The sequence below is a fragment of the Streptomyces sp. NPDC005302 genome (assembly GCF_040607345.1).
Classification (GTDB): Bacteria; Actinomycetota; Actinomycetes; order Streptomycetales; family Streptomycetaceae; genus Streptomyces.
Genome location: NZ_JBEXGN010000001.1, coordinates 19,983 through 36,641, shown reverse-complemented (window position 1 = coordinate 36,641; position 16,659 = coordinate 19,983). Strand labels below are relative to the sequence as shown.

9 protein-coding genes and 1 tRNA gene are annotated in these 16,659 nt (G+C 72.0%); 8 read left to right on the top strand and 2 right to left on the bottom strand.

What is annotated here, in order from left to right:
- The first annotated feature begins 92 nt into the window (after positions 1-92).
- The 7 genes from ABZT74_RS00125 (at position 93) to ABZT74_RS00095 (ending at position 12,548) form a co-directional block, all read left to right on the top strand.
- On the top strand, positions 93-1,613 hold the full coding sequence (locus tag ABZT74_RS00125; protein ID WP_356432549.1) for a class I SAM-dependent methyltransferase: 1,521 nt from the start codon (positions 93-95) through the stop codon (positions 1,611-1,613).
- 396 nt (positions 1,614-2,009) lie between these two features.
- Positions 2,010-2,207: a hypothetical protein gene (locus tag ABZT74_RS00120; protein WP_356432546.1), complete on the top strand. Its 198-nt coding sequence runs from the start codon at positions 2,010-2,012 to the stop codon at positions 2,205-2,207.
- Between the two features lie 271 nt (positions 2,208-2,478).
- Entirely contained in the window at positions 2,479-5,292 is a 2,814-nt protein-coding gene (topA, locus tag ABZT74_RS00115) for a type I DNA topoisomerase (RefSeq protein ID WP_355882203.1), read from the top strand.
- A gap of 295 nt (positions 5,293-5,587) precedes the next feature.
- Complete coding sequence (gene tmk, locus ABZT74_RS00110) at positions 5,588-8,956, top strand: dTMP kinase (RefSeq protein ID WP_356432543.1); 3,369 nt, start codon at positions 5,588-5,590, stop codon at positions 8,954-8,956.
- Between the two features lie 390 nt (positions 8,957-9,346).
- Positions 9,347-10,552, top strand: a complete 1,206-nt coding sequence (locus ABZT74_RS00105) for a DNA polymerase III subunit delta' (RefSeq protein WP_356170494.1) — start codon at positions 9,347-9,349, stop codon at positions 10,550-10,552.
- Between the two features lie 231 nt (positions 10,553-10,783).
- Positions 10,784-12,367, top strand: a complete 1,584-nt coding sequence (locus ABZT74_RS00100) for an alpha/beta hydrolase (RefSeq protein WP_356432540.1) — start codon at positions 10,784-10,786, stop codon at positions 12,365-12,367.
- A gap of 107 nt (positions 12,368-12,474) precedes the next feature.
- Positions 12,475-12,548, top strand: a tRNA-Thr gene (locus ABZT74_RS00095).
- A 75-nt stretch (positions 12,549-12,623) separates the two neighbouring features.
- Here ABZT74_RS00095 and ABZT74_RS00090 read toward each other — a convergent pair.
- The gene (locus ABZT74_RS00090) at positions 12,624-14,087 is read right to left on the bottom strand and encodes a DHA2 family efflux MFS transporter permease subunit (RefSeq protein ID WP_356170483.1); all 1,464 of its coding nucleotides are present in this window, start codon (positions 14,085-14,087) and stop codon (positions 12,624-12,626) included.
- 94 nt (positions 14,088-14,181) lie between these two features.
- Between ABZT74_RS00090 and ABZT74_RS00085 the strand changes: the two genes are divergently transcribed.
- Positions 14,182-14,931, top strand: coding sequence for a TetR/AcrR family transcriptional regulator (locus tag ABZT74_RS00085; protein ID WP_356432536.1), 750 nt, complete (start codon positions 14,182-14,184; stop codon positions 14,929-14,931).
- Between the two features lie 58 nt (positions 14,932-14,989).
- Here ABZT74_RS00085 and ABZT74_RS00080 read toward each other — a convergent pair whose 3' ends face one another.
- Positions 14,990-16,552, bottom strand: coding sequence for an APC family permease (locus tag ABZT74_RS00080; RefSeq protein ID WP_356170477.1), 1,563 nt, complete (start codon positions 16,550-16,552; stop codon positions 14,990-14,992).
- Positions 16,553-16,659 lie beyond the last annotated feature (107 nt).

Below are 16,659 nucleotides of genomic sequence, written 5' to 3'. Positions count from 1 at the left end.
CCGGAGCGCACGGCAGGGTTGTCCACAGGCGCAGACAGGGCTCTGTCCACAGGTGTGGGTGCCCGCGGACGACAGCGGACACAATGGGAGGCGTGAGCCACAGCAGCCTGTCACCGTTGCCCTCGTCCGACCGCGCCGACGTCGCCGTCCGGCTCCGGAGCGCCCTGCTCGGCGCCTCCTTCACCGCCGACGGACTCCTCGACCTGCTCGGCGCCCCCGCCTACGCGGCGCTGGCGCGCAGCGAGACCGTGCCCGCCCTCCGGGCGACCCGGGGCGACACACCGCTGGAGACGCTCGTCCGGCTGTTCCTGCTCCAGCAGCCTGTGGCCCACGCGCGCGTGGCCGGCGTGCTGCCCGTCGAGGACGCCCTGGAGAGCGGCTGGCTGACCCCGGCCGGCGAGGACGAGGTGGCCGCGACCGTCGACATCCGCCCGTACGGCGGGCTCGACGGCGAGGACTGGTTCATCGTGTCCGACCTCGGGTGCGCCGTCGGCGGCGCCGGTGGCATCGGCAGCCGGGAGGAAGGTGTCGTCCTCGGCGTGGGCGGCGCGTCCACGACGCTGGCCGGCATCACCGTCCGCACGCCCGTCGACTCCGCGCTCGACCTCGGCACCGGCTCCGGTATCCAGGCCCTGCACGTCGCGCAGCACGCCACGCGCGTGACGGCGACCGACCTGAACCCCCGTGCCCTGCACATCACCGCGCTGACCCTCGCCCTCTCCGGCGCTCCCGCCGCCGACCTCCGTGAGGGCTCCCTCTTCGAGCCGGTCCACGCCGACGAGACGTACGACCTGATCGTGTCGAACCCGCCCTTCGTCATCTCGCCCGGCGCCCGCCTCACGTACCGCGACGGAGGCATGGCCGGGGACGATCTGTGCCGCACGCTCGTTCAGGAGGCGGGGGACCGGCTGAACGAAGGGGGGTACGCCCAGTTCCTGGCCAACTGGCAGCACGTGGAGGGCGAGGACTGGCAGGACCGGCTCCGCTCCTGGGTGCCGCGCGGCTGTGACGCGTGGATCGTTCAGCGGGAGGTACAGGACGTCACGCAGTACGCGGAGTTGTGGCTTCGCGACGCCGGAGACCACCGCTCCGACCCGGCGGAGTACCAGGCGCTCTACGACGCGTGGCTCGACGAGTTCGAGGCACGCAAGGTGAAGGCCGTCGGCTTCGGCTGGATCACCCTGCGCAGGACGTCCGCCGCCGAGCCGTCGATCACCGTCGAGGAGTGGCCGCACTCGGTGGAACAGCCCCTCGGTGAGACCGTGCGCGCCCATTTCGACCGGGTCGACTATCTGCGGGCGCACGACGACGCGGGCCTGCTCGCCGGGCACTTCAGGCTCGTGACGGAGATCGTGCAGGAGCAGGTCGGGCTCCCCGGTGCGGAGGATCCGGAGCATGTGGTGCTGCGTCAGCACCGCGGGATGCGCAGAGCCACCAAGGTGGACACGGTCGGCGCGGGCTTCGCCGGTGTGTGCGACGGCACGCTGAGCGCCGGTCGGATCCTCGATGCCATCGCCCAACTGGTCGGCGAGGATCCGGTGTTGCTGCGCGACCGGACGCCCGCGCAGATCCGCCTGCTGGTGGAGCAGGGGTTCCTGGAGCCGGTCGAGTAGCGAGCGGGCGGTACGGGCGGGCATCCCGGATCGGGAGGTGCGGCCGAGCGGCGCGTCACCCGTCCCGAGCGGCGCCGCGCCCCGGGACGCGGAACCGGCCAACCCGTTCCGGGCCGGGTGGTGCGCGTGGGACGAGCCCGCGGGTGTCGATCGGCGGCAGTCCTCCGGCCGCCACGCCGGACACGGACGACGAAGTGCGGCCCGGCGGCGGGGGCCCGAGCTGGGCGGGCCGAGGCCCGGTCGAGGCTCGGACGGGGCCGAGGCGAGGCTCGGTACGGGCGGGGTCGAGGCCCGGCACGGGTCGGCGGTCGCCGTGCGTTCACCGTGGGTTCGCGCCGGCGTCGCCGGGGCGTGTCAGCCTCCCGAGTCCGGTACTCGGGGCGGAAGGGCAGATCCATGGAAAGCGGACCGACGATCTTCACAGGGGTGGTGTTCGCCCTGTTCGGGGGCGGGCTGCTCGCCTGGACCGGGATCAGGCTGCGGCAGGGCGAGCCGGTGGCCCACGGTGTGAACCGCGTCGCATCGGCGACCCTCGCGACTCTCGCCGGAGCGGTGGCGCTCACGGTCGGAATGTGGTGCTTCACCCGACTCTGAGGGAGCCCCTCACGCGCGAGGGACAACGCGCGTGAGGATCGCGACTCCGGTAACTGGGAAGTTACGCTCCGGATGGGCCCGAAAGAGCTGGTCGGCACTCCGGGCGGCAGGAATGGCGGTAGTCGGGTTACCGTTCGAGTGGCCGTTGCGGGCTTTTCCCGTTTGACACGGGGGCGGGATGTACCGTCACACTCCGCAGCGTCAGCATGACCCGAACCCCCGGGAGCCGAGCCCCCGGGGAGCACCGCGTCGACCGGAAAGAAGAGCGAAGTTGTCCCCGACCAGCGACACCGCACACGGCGGCCGCCGACTCGTCATCGTCGAGTCGCCTGCCAAGGCGAAGACGATCAAGGGCTATCTCGGCCCCGGCTATGTCGTCGAAGCGAGCGTCGGGCACATCCGTGACCTCCCCAACGGCGCCGCGGAGGTGCCCGAGAAGTACACCGGTGAGGTCCGCCGCCTCGGCGTCGACGTCGAGAACGACTTCCAGCCGATCTATGTCGTCAACGCCGACAAGAAGGCCCAGGTCAAGAAGCTCAAGGACCTGCTGAAGGACTCCGACGAACTCTTCCTCGCCACCGATGAGGACCGCGAGGGCGAAGCCATCGCGTGGCACCTCTTGGAGGTCCTGAAGCCCAAGGTTCCCGTCCACCGGATGGTCTTCCACGAGATCACCAAGGACGCGATCCGCAGCGCCGTCGCCAACCCGCGCGAGCTCAACAAGCGCATGGTCGACGCCCAGGAGACCCGCCGTATCCTCGACCGCCTCTACGGCTACGAGGTCTCGCCGGTCCTGTGGAAGAAGGTCATGCCGCGCCTGTCGGCCGGCCGTGTGCAGTCGGTCGCGACCCGGCTCGTCGTCGAGCGGGAGCGCGAGCGCATCGCCTTCCGTTCCGCCGAGTACTGGGACCTGACCGGCACCTTCGGCACCGGCCGCGCCGGGGACGCGAGCGACCCGTCCAACCTGGTCGCCCGTCTGACCTCGGTCGACGGCAAGCGCGTCGCCCAGGGCCGCGACTTCGACTCGCTCGGCCAGATCAAGGGCGCGAACACGCTCCACCTGGACGAGACGAACGCCCGCGCGCTCGCCGCCGCCCTCCAGGACACGAACTTCGCGGTGCGCTCGGTCGAGTCGAAGCCGTACCGCCGTTCGCCCTACGCACCGTTCCGTACGACGACGCTCCAGCAGGAGGCCTCGCGCAAGCTGGGCTTCGGTGCGAAGGCGACCATGCAGGTGGCCCAGAAGCTGTACGAGAACGGCTTCATCACCTATATGCGTACGGACTCCACGACCCTGTCGGAGACGGCGATCGGCGCGGCCCGCGCCCAGGTCACGCAGCTGTACGGCGCCGACTACCTGCCGGCCCAGCCGCGCACGTACGCCGGGAAGGTCAAGAACGCCCAGGAGGCGCACGAGGCGATCCGCCCCTCGGGTGATCGTTTCCGCACCCCGGCCGAGACGAGTCTGACCGGCGACCAGTTCAGGCTGTACGAGCTGATCTGGAAGCGGACCGTCGCCTCGCAGATGAAGGACGCGGTCGGCAACTCCGTCACCGTGAAGATCGCGGGCGCGTCCTCCGACGGCCGGGACGCCGAGTTCAGCGCGTCCGGCAAGACGATCACGTTCCACGGCTTCCTGAAGGCGTACGTCGAGGGCGCGGACGACCCGAACGCCGAGCTCGACGACCGTGAGCGCCGTCTCCCGCAGGTCAGCGAGGGCGACCCGCTGTCCGCCGAGGAGATCACGGTCGACGGCCACGCCACCAAGCCGCCGGCCCGCTACACCGAGGCCTCGCTGGTCAAGGAACTCGAAGAGCGCGAGATCGGCCGCCCGTCGACGTACGCGTCGATCATCGGCACGATCCTCGACCGCGGTTACGTCTTCAAGAAGGGCACGGCCCTCGTGCCGTCCTTCCTGTCGTTCGCCGTGGTCAACCTCCTGGAGAAGCACTTCGGCCGGCTCGTCGACTACGACTTCACCGCCAAGATGGAGGACGACCTCGACCGCATCGCGCGGGGCGAGGCGCAGGCCGTGCCGTGGCTGAGGCGGTTCTACTTCGGCGAGGGCGACGCGGCCGGTGCCGCCGAGGCCGGCAACGGCGACGGCGACCACCTGGGCGGCCTCAAGGAACTCGTCACCGACCTGGGCGCCATCGACGCCCGTGAGGTGTCCTCCTTCCCGGTCGCCGACGGCATCGTGCTGCGCGTCGGCCGCTACGGCCCGTACGTGGAGCGCGGCGAGAAGGACTCCGAGAACCACCAGCGCGCCGACGTGCCGGAGGACCTGGCGCCGGACGAGCTGACCGTGGAACTCGCCGAGGAACTGCTCGCCAAGCCGAGCGGCGACTTCGAGCTGGGCGCCGACCCGCAGTCGGGTCACCAGATCATCGCCAGGGACGGCCGTTACGGCCCGTACGTCACCGAGGTGCTCCCCGAGGGCACCCCGAAGACGGGCAAGAACGCCGTGAAGCCGCGGACGGCGTCGCTGTTCAAGTCGATGGCCCTCGACACGGTGACTCTCGAGGACGCCCTCAAACTGATGTCCCTGCCGCGCGTCGTCGGCAAGGACGCCGAGGGTGTCGAGATCACCGCGCAGAACGGCCGGTACGGGCCGTACCTGAAGAAGGGCACGGACTCGCGGTCGCTCACGGCCGAGGACCAGCTCTTCACCATCACGCTGGAAGAGGCGCTGGAGATCTACTCCCAGCCCAAGCAGCGGGGCCGCGCGGCCGCCAAGCCGCCGCTCAAGGAGCTGGGCGAGGACCCGGTCAGCCAGAAGCCCGTCGTGGTCAAGGACGGCCGTTTCGGTCCGTACGTGACCGACGGCGAGACCAACGCGACCCTGCGGTCCGACGACAGCGTCGAGGACATCACCCCGGAGCGCGGCTACGAGCTGCTCGCCGAGAAGCGCGCCAAGGGCCCGGCGAAGAAGACCGCGAAGAAGGCGCCGGCCAAGAAGGCGACCGCGAAGAAGGCACCGGCGAAGAAGACGGCCGCCAAGAAGACGACGACGGCGAAGGCGGCCGCCACCAAGGCGCCCGCCAAGAAGACCGCCGCGAAGAAGACGGCGGCCTCCGAAGGCTGAGCCGGCCTCGGCCCGAGGCCGGCCGACTCGGCCGAACTCGCCCGAGACCGGTGGAAACCAGCCGAATCCGGGGGCTTCCCGAGCGTGCGGCCGGTTCGGTCGGCCGCCCGGGCGGGTCCCGCCACCGGAGCGGCGAAGCCGGGCTCCAGAGCCCGTGAACTTTCCGCGATCCAGCGGTGTTCACAGGCTTCCCGCCCACGTCAGAGCATGTGCGCCCCCGTACCGAAAGGTGCGGGGGCGTCCGTATGTTCGGGCACCCCTTCGGGGAGTCAGTGGGTCCGGATAGGCTGGCAGGATGACGCGAGCCGAGCAGCCAACGGCCCACAATCCGGCCCCCGACGACTCCCTGGTCGCGGATTCACGCGAGCGCGCCGTCCGCGCGCTGTTGCGCCAACCGCAGTTGAAGCGGTTGTGGAGCGCACACCTTGTGGGAGGTGTCGCGGACGCGCTCGCCCTGCTCGTCCTGGTCGTCCTCGCCCTCCAGGCGGCGATCTCCGAGGGATCCTTCGGCGGTGGCTACCGCGGAGCGGCCCTCGCCGTGGCGGCCGTCTTCGGAGCACGCGTCCTCGCGACGCTGCTCTTCGGAGCCGTACTCCTGGGACCCCTGACCACCCTGACCTCACCCGACGGTCTCCTCGACCGGCGCTGGACCATGCTCGGAGCGGACGGTCTGCGGGCCGGGCTCCTCATCGTCGCGCCGATGTGGATCGACTGGACCCCGGACAACGCCCTCGCCGTCCTCCTCGTCATCGCCTTCGTGGCCGGAGTCGCCGAACGGTTCTGGTCGGTGTGCCGGGAGGGTGCGGCCCCGGCGCTGCTGCCCGCGCCGCCGCTGGAGGGTGCCACGGTGCGCCCGCTGCCGGACCACATGGACGCGCTGCGGCGGCTGTCGCTGCGTACGGCGTTCGTCTCCGTGCCGGTCGCGGCCGCCACCCTGGTCGTCGTCTCCCTCGTCAGCAACCTGCTGGGTGCCGGGATCGACTGGTTCGACCAGCACCAGGCCGCCCTCGCCTCGTACGTCGCGGCCGGACTCTTCGCGGCCTGCCTGTCCGTCGTCACCTTCCTCGAACTGCCCGACGCCCGCACCCCCCGCGCGCGCTCGCCGCTCGAAGGACTGCGGCGCCCGAAGACCGGCACCGGCGTCGACAAGGGCCGCACCGGCGCGATCCCGCTCCTGGTGCCGGCCTGCGCGGCGGTCGCCGGAGCCATCTCGGCCGCCGTCGCCGTCGCCGTCCTGGAGGCCAAGGACCTCGGCGGCGGACCGGTCACCTACGGACTGCTGGTGCTCGCCCTGACCGGCGGTGTCGTCGCCGGCATCCGGACGGCCCCCTCGCTGCTGCCGTCGCTGTCGCGGCGCCGGCTGCTCGCCATCGCGATCGCCTTCACCGGCGTCGCGCTGCTGGCCGCCGGACTCGTCCCGGACGTCACCACCGTGCTGCTGATCGTCGCCCTCGCGGGCGTCGGCGCGGGCGTCGCCGCCAACACCGGGCACGCCCTGCTCGACCAGGAGACCGAGGAGTACCGGCGCGCCCGGACCACGGAGCACCTGCACGCCGTCGTACGGCTCGCCGTGGGAGCCGGCGCGATCGTGGCGCCCCTGGTGGCCGCCGCCATCGGCCCGCACCGCCTGGAGAACGGCAAGTTCGTCTTCGCGCACGGCGGCGCCGCCTTCACCCTGATGCTGGTCGGCGCGCTGCTGCTGCCCGTCGCCGCCGTGGTGCTCGCGAAGGTCGACGACCGTTCCGGGGTGCCGCTGCGCAAGGACCTGCTGGACGCGCTGCGCGGCGGCGACGATCCGGACCAGGTGCCGACCACGAACGGCTTCTTCATCGCCCTGGAGGGCGGCGACGGAGCGGGCAAGTCGACGCAGGCGCAGGCCCTCGCGGACTGGATCCGCGGCAAGGGCCACGAGGTCGTGGTCACCCGTGAGCCCGGCGCCACGCCCGTCGGCAAGCGGCTGCGCTCGATCCTCCTCGACGTGTCGTCCGCCGGGCTCTCGCACCGCGCCGAGGCGCTGCTCTACGCGGCCGACCGCGCGGAGCACGTCGACACGGTGGTGCGGCCCGCGCTGGAGCGCGGCGCCGTCGTCATCTCCGACCGCTACATCGACTCCTCCGTGGCCTACCAGGGTGCGGGCCGCGACCTGTCCCCGACGGAGATCGCCCGGATCAACCGGTGGGCGACCAACGGTCTCGTCCCGCACCTGACGGTGCTGCTCGACGTGTCGCCGGAAGCCGCCCGCGAGCGGTTCACCGAGGCGCCCGACCGACTGGAGTCGGAGCCGCTGGAGTTCCACACGCGCGTGCGGTCCGGTTTCCTCACGCTTGCCGCCTCCGACCCGGGCCGCTACCTGGTGGTCGACGCGGCCCAGGAGCCCGAGGCCGTCACCACGGTCGTCCGGCACCGGCTCGACACGATGCTGCCCCTGTCCGAGGCCGAGGTGAAGGCTCAGGAGGAGGCGCGCAAGGCCGCGGAGGAGGAGGCCCGGCGCAAGGCCGAGGCCGAGGCCGCCCGCAAGGCCGAGGAGGAGCGCCAAGAGCGCGAGCGGCAGGAACAGCTCGCGAAGCTGCGCGCCGAGGAAGAGGAGCGCAAGCGGCGCGAGCTGGAGGAAGCACAGCGGCGCGAGGCCGAGCGGCAGGCGGAGGAGGCCCGGCAGCGTGCCGAGGAATCCCGTCGTCGTGCCGAGGAGGAGCGCGTCCGCAAGCTCGCCGAGGAGCAGGTCCGCGCCGCCGAGCAGGAGCGTCTGCGCCGGCAGTCCGAGGAGGAGGCGCGTCTGCGGGCCGAGGCCGAGGAGCGTCGCCTGGAGAAGCAGCGCAAGGCCGAAGAGGCGTTGCTGCGGGCCGAGCAGGCCCGGCAGCTCGCCGCGGACGCGGCGGCCGCTTCGGCAGCCGCGGCGGCTTCGGCCGGTTCCGCGGCGTCGAAGACCGGAGCGGGCTTCGGGACCTCCGCGCCGGCCGGTGGAATGACTGGGGCCGGTTCCGGTTCCGGTGCGGGACGGACCGGCGACGCCACGAACGCCTCGGCGTCCGGGGTCGGGTCCACCGCGCGCGCGTCCTCACGGACCGCGCCGGCCCCCGTGCCGGACAACGAGACGACGGTGCCCACGCCCGTCGTGCCCGACCCCTCGGCCGCGCGGCCCGCGGACGAGACGGCCGTGCTGCCCGCGGTGCGACCCGACGCGGGTGGCACCGACCACGGCGACTCCGGGGCGCGCTCGGCTTCCCGCAGGGAGCCGCGGCGCGACGTCGAGGAGACGGCCACGCTGCCGAAGCCGCCGACGCCTGACCGCGCGGCGGACGAGACCGCGGTGCTCCCGCCCGTCACCCCGGGTGCGGCGGACGAGACGGCCGTGCTTCCTCCGGTACGGGACCGGGGTGCGGAGGCTTCGGCCGACGCGCCGTCCGGTGCTCCGGCCGACCGGATGCCCCGAGGCTTCTTCCGCGACGAGCGGCCGGCGTCGACGCCGGAGCGGGAGCCCGAGAACTCCGTCGACCGCACGCGTGAACTGCCCCAGGTGGACGAGAGCGGCGCCCCGCGGCGCCGGCCCCGTTCCGACTGGGCCGAGGAGACCCCGCTCGACGACCTTCCGACCCTGGCGGACGAGCTGCTCGGCCCGCGCGACGACGACGACCGGGACGAGGGACGCGGCAGGCGCCGCCGGTAGGACCGCGCAGGCGGGCTGCCGACCGGCCTCGGCCGGTCCTTGGAGTCCTTGGAGTCCGTGGACTCCTCGGAGTCCGCGGGTTCCAAGGAGATCCGTTCCGCACGGGTTCAGGCGCGCCGCACCTTCGTGCGCCGCGCCTGCCCGTGCCCTCCGCCCGGCGCCCGGTGGGCGGGCCGGCACCGAGGCCCTCTGAACCGGCGCCGGCAGTGAACGGACGTCCGGAGCGCGGCCGGCCGCGCTCCGCGTCTTCTCGGTGCCGGAGAGCCCCACGTTCTCGGTGCCGGAGAACCGCACGTTCTCGGTGCCGAGAAGGGACCGCCGGGGCCGATTGTCGGTGGGGACCCGCACAATGGACGACGCACGACAAAACGCGACGGAAGGGCGGGCCCCATGCCTGTGTGGGACGACCTGGTGGGCCAGGAGAAGGTGAGCGAGCAGCTCGCCGCCGCTGCCCGGGACGCCGACGCCCTCGTCACGGCCGTCGCCGCGAGCACGCCGGTCCCCGAGGCGTCCAAGATGACGCACGCCTGGCTGTTCACGGGCCCGCCCGGTTCGGGCCGTTCCACCGCGGCGCGCGCCTTCGCGGCCGCGTTGCAGTGCGTCAGCCCCGACCGCGCACTCGGCGGAATCCCCGGTTGCGGGTTCTGCGACGGCTGTCACACGAGCCTGATCGGCACCCACGCCGACGTGCAGATCGTCCGCACCGACCTGCTGTCCATCGGCGTCAAGGAGACCCGCGAGCTGGTCCGCCGCGCGCAGTTGTCCCCGGCCGTCGGGCGCTGGCAGGTCATCGTGGTCGAGGACGCGGACCGCCTCACGGAGGGCGCGGGCAACGTCCTGCTGAAGGCCGTCGAGGAGCCCGCACCCCGTACGGTCTGGCTCCTGTGCGCGCCGTCCATCGAGGACGTGCTGCCCACCATCCGCTCCCGCTGCCGGCTGCTCACGCTGCGCACTCCGCCGGTCGAGGCGGTCGCCGACATTCTCGTACGGCGTGACGGCGTCGAGCCCGACGTGGCGGCCGTCGCCGCGCGGGCAACGCAGGGGCACATCGGGCGGGCCCGTCGCCTCGCCACCGACCCGAGTGCCCGCCAGCGCCGGGCCGCGGTCCTCAAGCTCCCGATGCGGACCGACGACGTCGGCAGTTGCCTCAAGGCGGCCCAGGAGCTGATCGACACTGCTGCGGAAGACGCCAAGCAGCTCGCCGAGGAGGTCGACGTCAAGGAGACCGAGGACCTGAAGACGGCGCTCGGCGCGGCGCAGGGCGGCCGGATGCCTCGGGGCACGGCGGGCGTCATGAAGGAGCTGGAGGACCGGCAGAAGCGTCGAAGAACGCGTACGCAGCGCGACAGCCTCGACCTGGCGCTGATCGACCTCACCATGTTCTACCGCGACGTGCTCGCCCTTCAGCTCGGCTCCCGCCTGGCCATCGCCAACGCGGAGGCGGGGGACACGCTGGAGCGGCTGGCGCGCGGCAGTTCACCGGAGTCGACCCTGCGCCGTATCGACGCGATCGCCGCGTGCCGCGAGGCACTCGACCGCAACGTCGCCCCGCTGCTCGCGGTGGAGGCGATGACGATGGCACTGCGGGCGGGCTGAGCCGGTTCCGCGAGCGGGCCGGGTTCCCTCTCGTGCCCGTCGTGCGGGCAGGGTCCCCGGCACCGGGCGAGCCGTCCGGGTGGCACGGACCGGCCCTGTGGGGGCGTCCCCCGTCCGCTCCGCCCGGCGTTGGCGGGTGCCGCATCCGGTGACATGTTGACCGAGTCACTCGTACGAGCCGCACAAGCGACTGAAGGTGATCAATTGATCGCGCACGGTTACGCTCGCGGGATGTACCTGAGGCGCACCTCCCGGCCGACCCGACCCCTCCGTGCGAGCGGCCTGCTGCTGGCCGCCGCGGCGCTGCTCATCTCCGCCTGCTCCTCGGGGAGTTCCACGGCGACGGCCGCGAAGACGGACGCGGTGCTGACCGCGCTGCCGCGTGCCACCCCGGCGGCCCTGTCGCCGTACTACGCGCAGAAGCTGGACTGGCGCAGCTGCGGTGTGCCCGGCTTCGAGTGCGCCACGATGAAGGCGCCGCTCGACTACGCCAAGCCGGACGGCGGTGACGTGCGGCTGGCGGTCTCCCGCAAGAAGGCCACGGGGCCGGGCCAACGCATCGGTTCGCTCCTGGTCAACCCGGGCGGCCCCGGCGGCTCGGCGATCGGCTACCTCCAGTCGTACGCCGGCATCGGGTATCCGGCGGACGTCCGCGCCCGCTACGACATGGTCGCGGTCGACCCGCGCGGTGTGGCCCGCAGCGAGCCGGTCGAGTGCCTCACCGGCCCCGAGATGGACACGTACACCCAAACGGACAGCACGCCGGACGACGGCCGGGAGAGGGACCAACTGGTCGCCGCGTACAAGAAGTTCGCGGAGGGCTGCGGTGAACGGTCGCCCGAACTGCTGCGGCACGTCTCCACCGTCGAGGCGGCCCGGGACATGGACATCCTGCGGGCCGTCCTCGGCGATCGGAAGCTGAACTACGTGGGGGCGTCGTACGGGACGTTCCTGGGAGCCACGTACGCGGGGCTCTACCCGGAGCGGGTGGGCCGGCTGGTGCTGGACGGCGCGCTGGACCCGTCCCTGACCGCGCGCAAGCTCAACGAGGAGCAGACGGCGGGGTTCGAGACGGCGTTCCAGTCCTTCGCGAAGGACTGTGTCCGGCACAGCGACTGCCCGTTGGGCGATGCGGGTACGGGCCCGGACGAGGTGGGCCGGAACCTGAAGGCGTTCTTCCAGCAGCTCGACAAGACGCCGATCCCGGCGGGTGACGCGGACGGCCGCAAGGTCGGTGAGGCGCTCGCGACGACCGGGGTGATCGCGGCGATGTACGACGAGTCGGCGTGGCCGCAGCTGCGCGAGGCGCTGACCTCGGCGATGAAGGGCAAGGACGGCGCGGGCCTGCTCGCGCTGTCCGACAGCTACTACGAGCGGGACGCCGACGGGAAGTACGCGAACCTGATGTTCGCCAACGCCGCCGTGAACTGTCTCGACCTGCCGTCCGCCTTCTCCACGCCGGACCAGGTGGACGAGGCGCTGCCCTCGTTCGAGAAGGCGTCCCCCGTCTTCGGCGAGGGGCTGGCCTGGGCCTCCCTGAACTGCGCCTACTGGCCGGTGAAGAACACCGGGGAACCGCACCGCATCGAGGCGAAGGGCGCGGCCCCGATCCTCGTCGTCGGCACCACCCGGGACCCGGCGACCCCGTACCCGTGGGCCCAGTCCCTCGCCTCCCAGCTCTCCTCCGCGACGCTCCTCACCTACGTCGGCGACGGGCACACGGCGTACGGCCGCGGCAGCGCCTGCATCGACTCCGCGATCGACCGCTACCTCCTCCAGGGCACCCCTCCGGAGAAGGGAAAGCGCTGCTCATAGCCCTGTTGCACCCGCACTCCCCGGTGCCCCCGACGGGTGTGCGGAGCACCCCTCGAAACTGTGTAGACTTACCGCGTTGCTGATCGCACCATAGGTGTGGGCAACGCGCCGCCTTAGCTCAGATGGCCAGAGCAACGCACTCGTAATGCGTAGGTCTCGGGTTCGAATCCCGAAGGCGGCTCGGAATTACCCCAGGACTCACTCGCCGTGACCTGGGGTTTTTTCATGCCCTGTTGCAGGCACTGGTGGGGTGGGGTCAGCCGTGGGCCTGTTGGGCGTGGCGGGGGAGCAGGCCTACCAGGAGCAGGGTGAGGAAGTTCAGGGCTGCCGCTGTGGCGAAGACGAGTTCCGCCGCGGAGAGGTAGGAGTTCAGGGACGGGTGGCCCACCCTGGTGAAGAAGAGCGTGCCGAGGGCGGCGACGCCGATAGCGCCCGCGAACTGCTGGACCGCGTTGAGCAGGCCCGCGCCCGTGCCGACCTCCTCGGCGGTGGCGTCGCCGATGATGAAGTCGACCAGCGGCACGAAGACCAGGCCCGAGCCGAAGCCGGTGAGCACGAGCGCGGGGGCCAGGTTCCAGACGGTGATGCCGGCGGCGAAGTGGGCGACGGACCACCACAGGGACAGCAGGCCGACGACGGCGACGGCCAGCCCGAGGTGCAGGGTCGCGCGTCCCAGTCTCTCGGCGAGCACGGCGCCCGCGAGGAGGACGGCGACGGCCGTGCCGAGGGCCCAGGGGATCAGGGTGAGGCCGGTGTGCAGCGGGGACCAGTGCAGGCCCTGCTGCAGCAGCAGGTTGATGACGAGGACGAACGCGCTGAGCGAGGCGTAGAACCCGGCGACGATCAGCAGGCCGACGACGAAGCTGCGCTTGCGGAACAGCGACGGTGTGATGACGGGGTGGCGGCTGCGCCGCTGGGAGGCGACGAACGCGGCGAGCAGGACGACCGAGGCGGCCATCATGGCGTAGGTCCAGGCGGGCCAGCCGAGTTCACGCCCCTGGATGAGCGGGACGATCAGCAGGGCCGAGGCCGCGGTGAGCAGGCCGACGCCGGTGAGGTCGAGGCGGGCGGTCGGGTCCTCGCCGCCCCGGCGGGGCAGCACCCGCCACGCGAGGGCGCCGGCCAGGACGCCGAGCGGCACGTTGATGAGGAAGATGGACCGCCACTGGCTGCCGAACAGGTCCAGGTGGAGCAGCCAGCCGGCCAGGATGGGCCCGCCGACCATGGTCATGCCCATCAGCGGGCCGACGGGGGTCAGTGCCTTGCGCAGGTGCTGCGGCGGGAACACGACCTTCACGAGGGCCAGGCCCTGCGGGATCATCACCGATCCGCACAGGCCCTGAAGGGTGCGGGCGACGATCAGGAAGAGCGGGTCGGGCGCGAGGCCGCAGGCCAGTGAGGTCAGGGTGAAGCCGGTCATGCCGAGCAGGAAGAGGCGGCGGCGTCCGAGGACGTCCCCGAGCCGGCCCGAGGTGACGAGACCGAGCGCGAAGGCGGCGGTGTAGGCGCTGAGCACCCACTGGACGGTGACCTGTCCGCCGCCGAGATCGGCGTGGATGGACGGTCCCGCGAGGCTCGCGATGCTGGAGTCGATGAGGTCCATGACGTCGGCCATGACCACGACGGTCAGGACGAGCCATGCGGTGCGTGACGGCGGGTTGCCGGCGGGAGGCGAGGGAGGCGTGGGGGGCGCTGCGGGCGAGCGCTGGTCTATGGACACGAACACTGTTCTACAGAAGAACGTCGTTCCTAGCAAGGCGAACAGTGTTCTTGGTAATGCGGAACACCGTTCGTCGATTGGTTAGACTGCCCCCATGTCACCGACTCCTGAGCAACGCCGCGCGGCCCGGCACCAGCTCGGCACCGGCACGGGCGCGCCCGCGGCCCGGCGTGGACCGTCCGGCGGGCGCAAGAAGCCGATCACGGTCGAGGCCATCATCGGCACCGCGTTCGGCATCGTCGAGGCGGAGGGGTACGACGCCCTCACCATGCGGCGGGTGGCCACCGCGCTGGAGACGGGGCCCTCGTCGCTCTACGCCCACGTGGTCAACAAGGAGGACCTGGACGAGCTGCTCATCGGCCGGCTGTGCGCCGAGATCGAGCTGCCGGAGCCGGACCCCGCGCGCTGGCGGCAGCAGCTCATCGGCGTCTGCACCCGGCTGCGCGACCAGTACCTGCGCTATCCGGGGATCTCCCGCGCGGCCATCGCCGCCGCCCCCTCGAACCTGGAGACGCTGCGGGTCGGCGAGGGCATGCTCGCCCTCCTGCTCGCGGGGGGTGTCGAACCGCAGATCGCCGCCTGGGCCCTCGACTCGCTGTCGCTGTACGTCAACGCCTACAGCCTCGAGGTCGCCCTGGTGAACAGCTGGCTCGGCCGCGGGGAGGGCGACTGGGTCGTGAGCCGCGACGAACTGCTGCGCCGGTTCGCCGCCCTGCCCGACGACACCTTCCCGCACACCAAGCGCTACGCCGCCGAACTCACCGCCGGAACGGTGGACGACCGCTTCGACTTCACCCTCCGCCTGATGATCGACGGGCTCCCGGGGGCGTCGCGGGACGCCTGAGGGCGAAGGGGCGGTGCGCCCGGTGGCGCGGGACGCCCGAAGGGCGGGGCGCCGCCGGTCAGTGGCCCTCCTTGTCGTGGGCCGAGACCGGGATCGTCTCCTTGCGGAAGAACCCCGGGCGGAACGCGCCGTACAGGAGCATCAGGACGGCGCCGACGAGGAGGGCGCCGATGCCGGTGACGAAGACACCGCCGAGCTGCCAGTGCGGCGGGAACGGCAGGGTCCAGGAGGTGCTGCCGTAGTCGGAGGCGGCGTACACGATGCAGGCGTTGATGAAGAAGTAGAGCAGCATCAGGCCGCCCAGGCCCGGCATGATGCCCCGGGTCCACAGGTCGCGTGGACTGCGGGTGAGGACCCTGCGGTAGTACCAGACGCAGGCGAAGCCGGTGAGGCCGTAGTAGAAGGCGATCATCAGGCCGACGGAGCCGATGGAGTCGGCGAGGACGTTCTCGCTGACCTGCGTCAGCATCACGTAGAAGGCGATCGAGGCGATCCCCATGCCGACGGTGGACCAGGTCGGGGTGAGGAAGCGCGGGTGGATGCGGGCGAAACGCTGCGGGATGGCCTTGAACGCGGCCATGGACAGGGTCGTGCGGGCCGTGGGCAGGATCGTCGTCTGGGTGGAGGCCGCGGCCGAGGTGAGGACCATGACGATCAGGAGCTTGGTGGCGACCGTGCCCCAGCCCCCGGTGCCGAACACCTCCGCGCCGAGGCTCGACAGGACGTCCCCGGAGTTGTCGGGGTTGCCGAGGCCGATGCCCTTGTCACCGACGCCGGCGAACGACTGCGCCGACGTCGTGACCATGAGGTACACCAGCAGCAGGATCACGGTGGAGATGACGGCGGCTCGGCCCGGGGTGCGGTCGCGGTCGGCGGTCTCCTCGTTCACGGACACGGCGGTGTCCCAGCCCCAGTAGATGAAGATCCCGGCGAGGATGGACTTGGTCAGGTCGTCGAACGAGTTGATCTCGAACGGGTTGAACCACGACCAGTGGATCTCGGAGGAGACGGCGGGCGCCGTGCCGCCGTAGACCTTGACCAGGGCGGTCACCGCCAGCAGGACCAGCACCACGATCTCGATGGTGAGCAGGGCCTTCTGCAGGTTGGCCGACAGCTCGATGCCGATGTAGCAGATCAGGGTCATCAGGGCGATCCACACGACGCCGACGAAGGTGACCCAGAAGGTGTTCTCCGCGAGCCCGTCCGCCCCGATCAGCTGGAAGCCGTACGCGCCCGCGATCTGCGCCAGGTTGGCCATCACGATGATGTCGGCGGCGACGATGCCCCATCCGCCGAGCCAGCCGGTACGGGGGCCGAAGGCCCGGGACGCCCAGGTGAACGTGGTGCCGCAGTCGGGGTCGGCCCGGTTCAGTTCCTTGTAGCCGTAGGCGATCAGGAACATCGGGACGAAGGCGAGCACGATGATGATCGGCGACTGGAAGCCCACGATGCCGACGATGACGCCGAGGGTCGCGGCGAGGCTGTAGGCGGGTGCGGTGGAGGCCAGCCCGATCACCGTGCTGGCGAACAGGCCCAGGGCGCCGCCCTTGAGGCCCTTGTCCGTGCCGCCCGGCCCCTGCGGGGGGACCGGCGCGGGCGGCGGGACGGATGGTGAGCTCATGACGCCCTCCGGAACCTCGTGGCGCCCGCTGGTGCTGGACCGGGCGCCCGCTCTCCTCAGCATGGACCCGCGGGGCCGCGGGGGCGATCCGTGCGGCGGACGGCGCC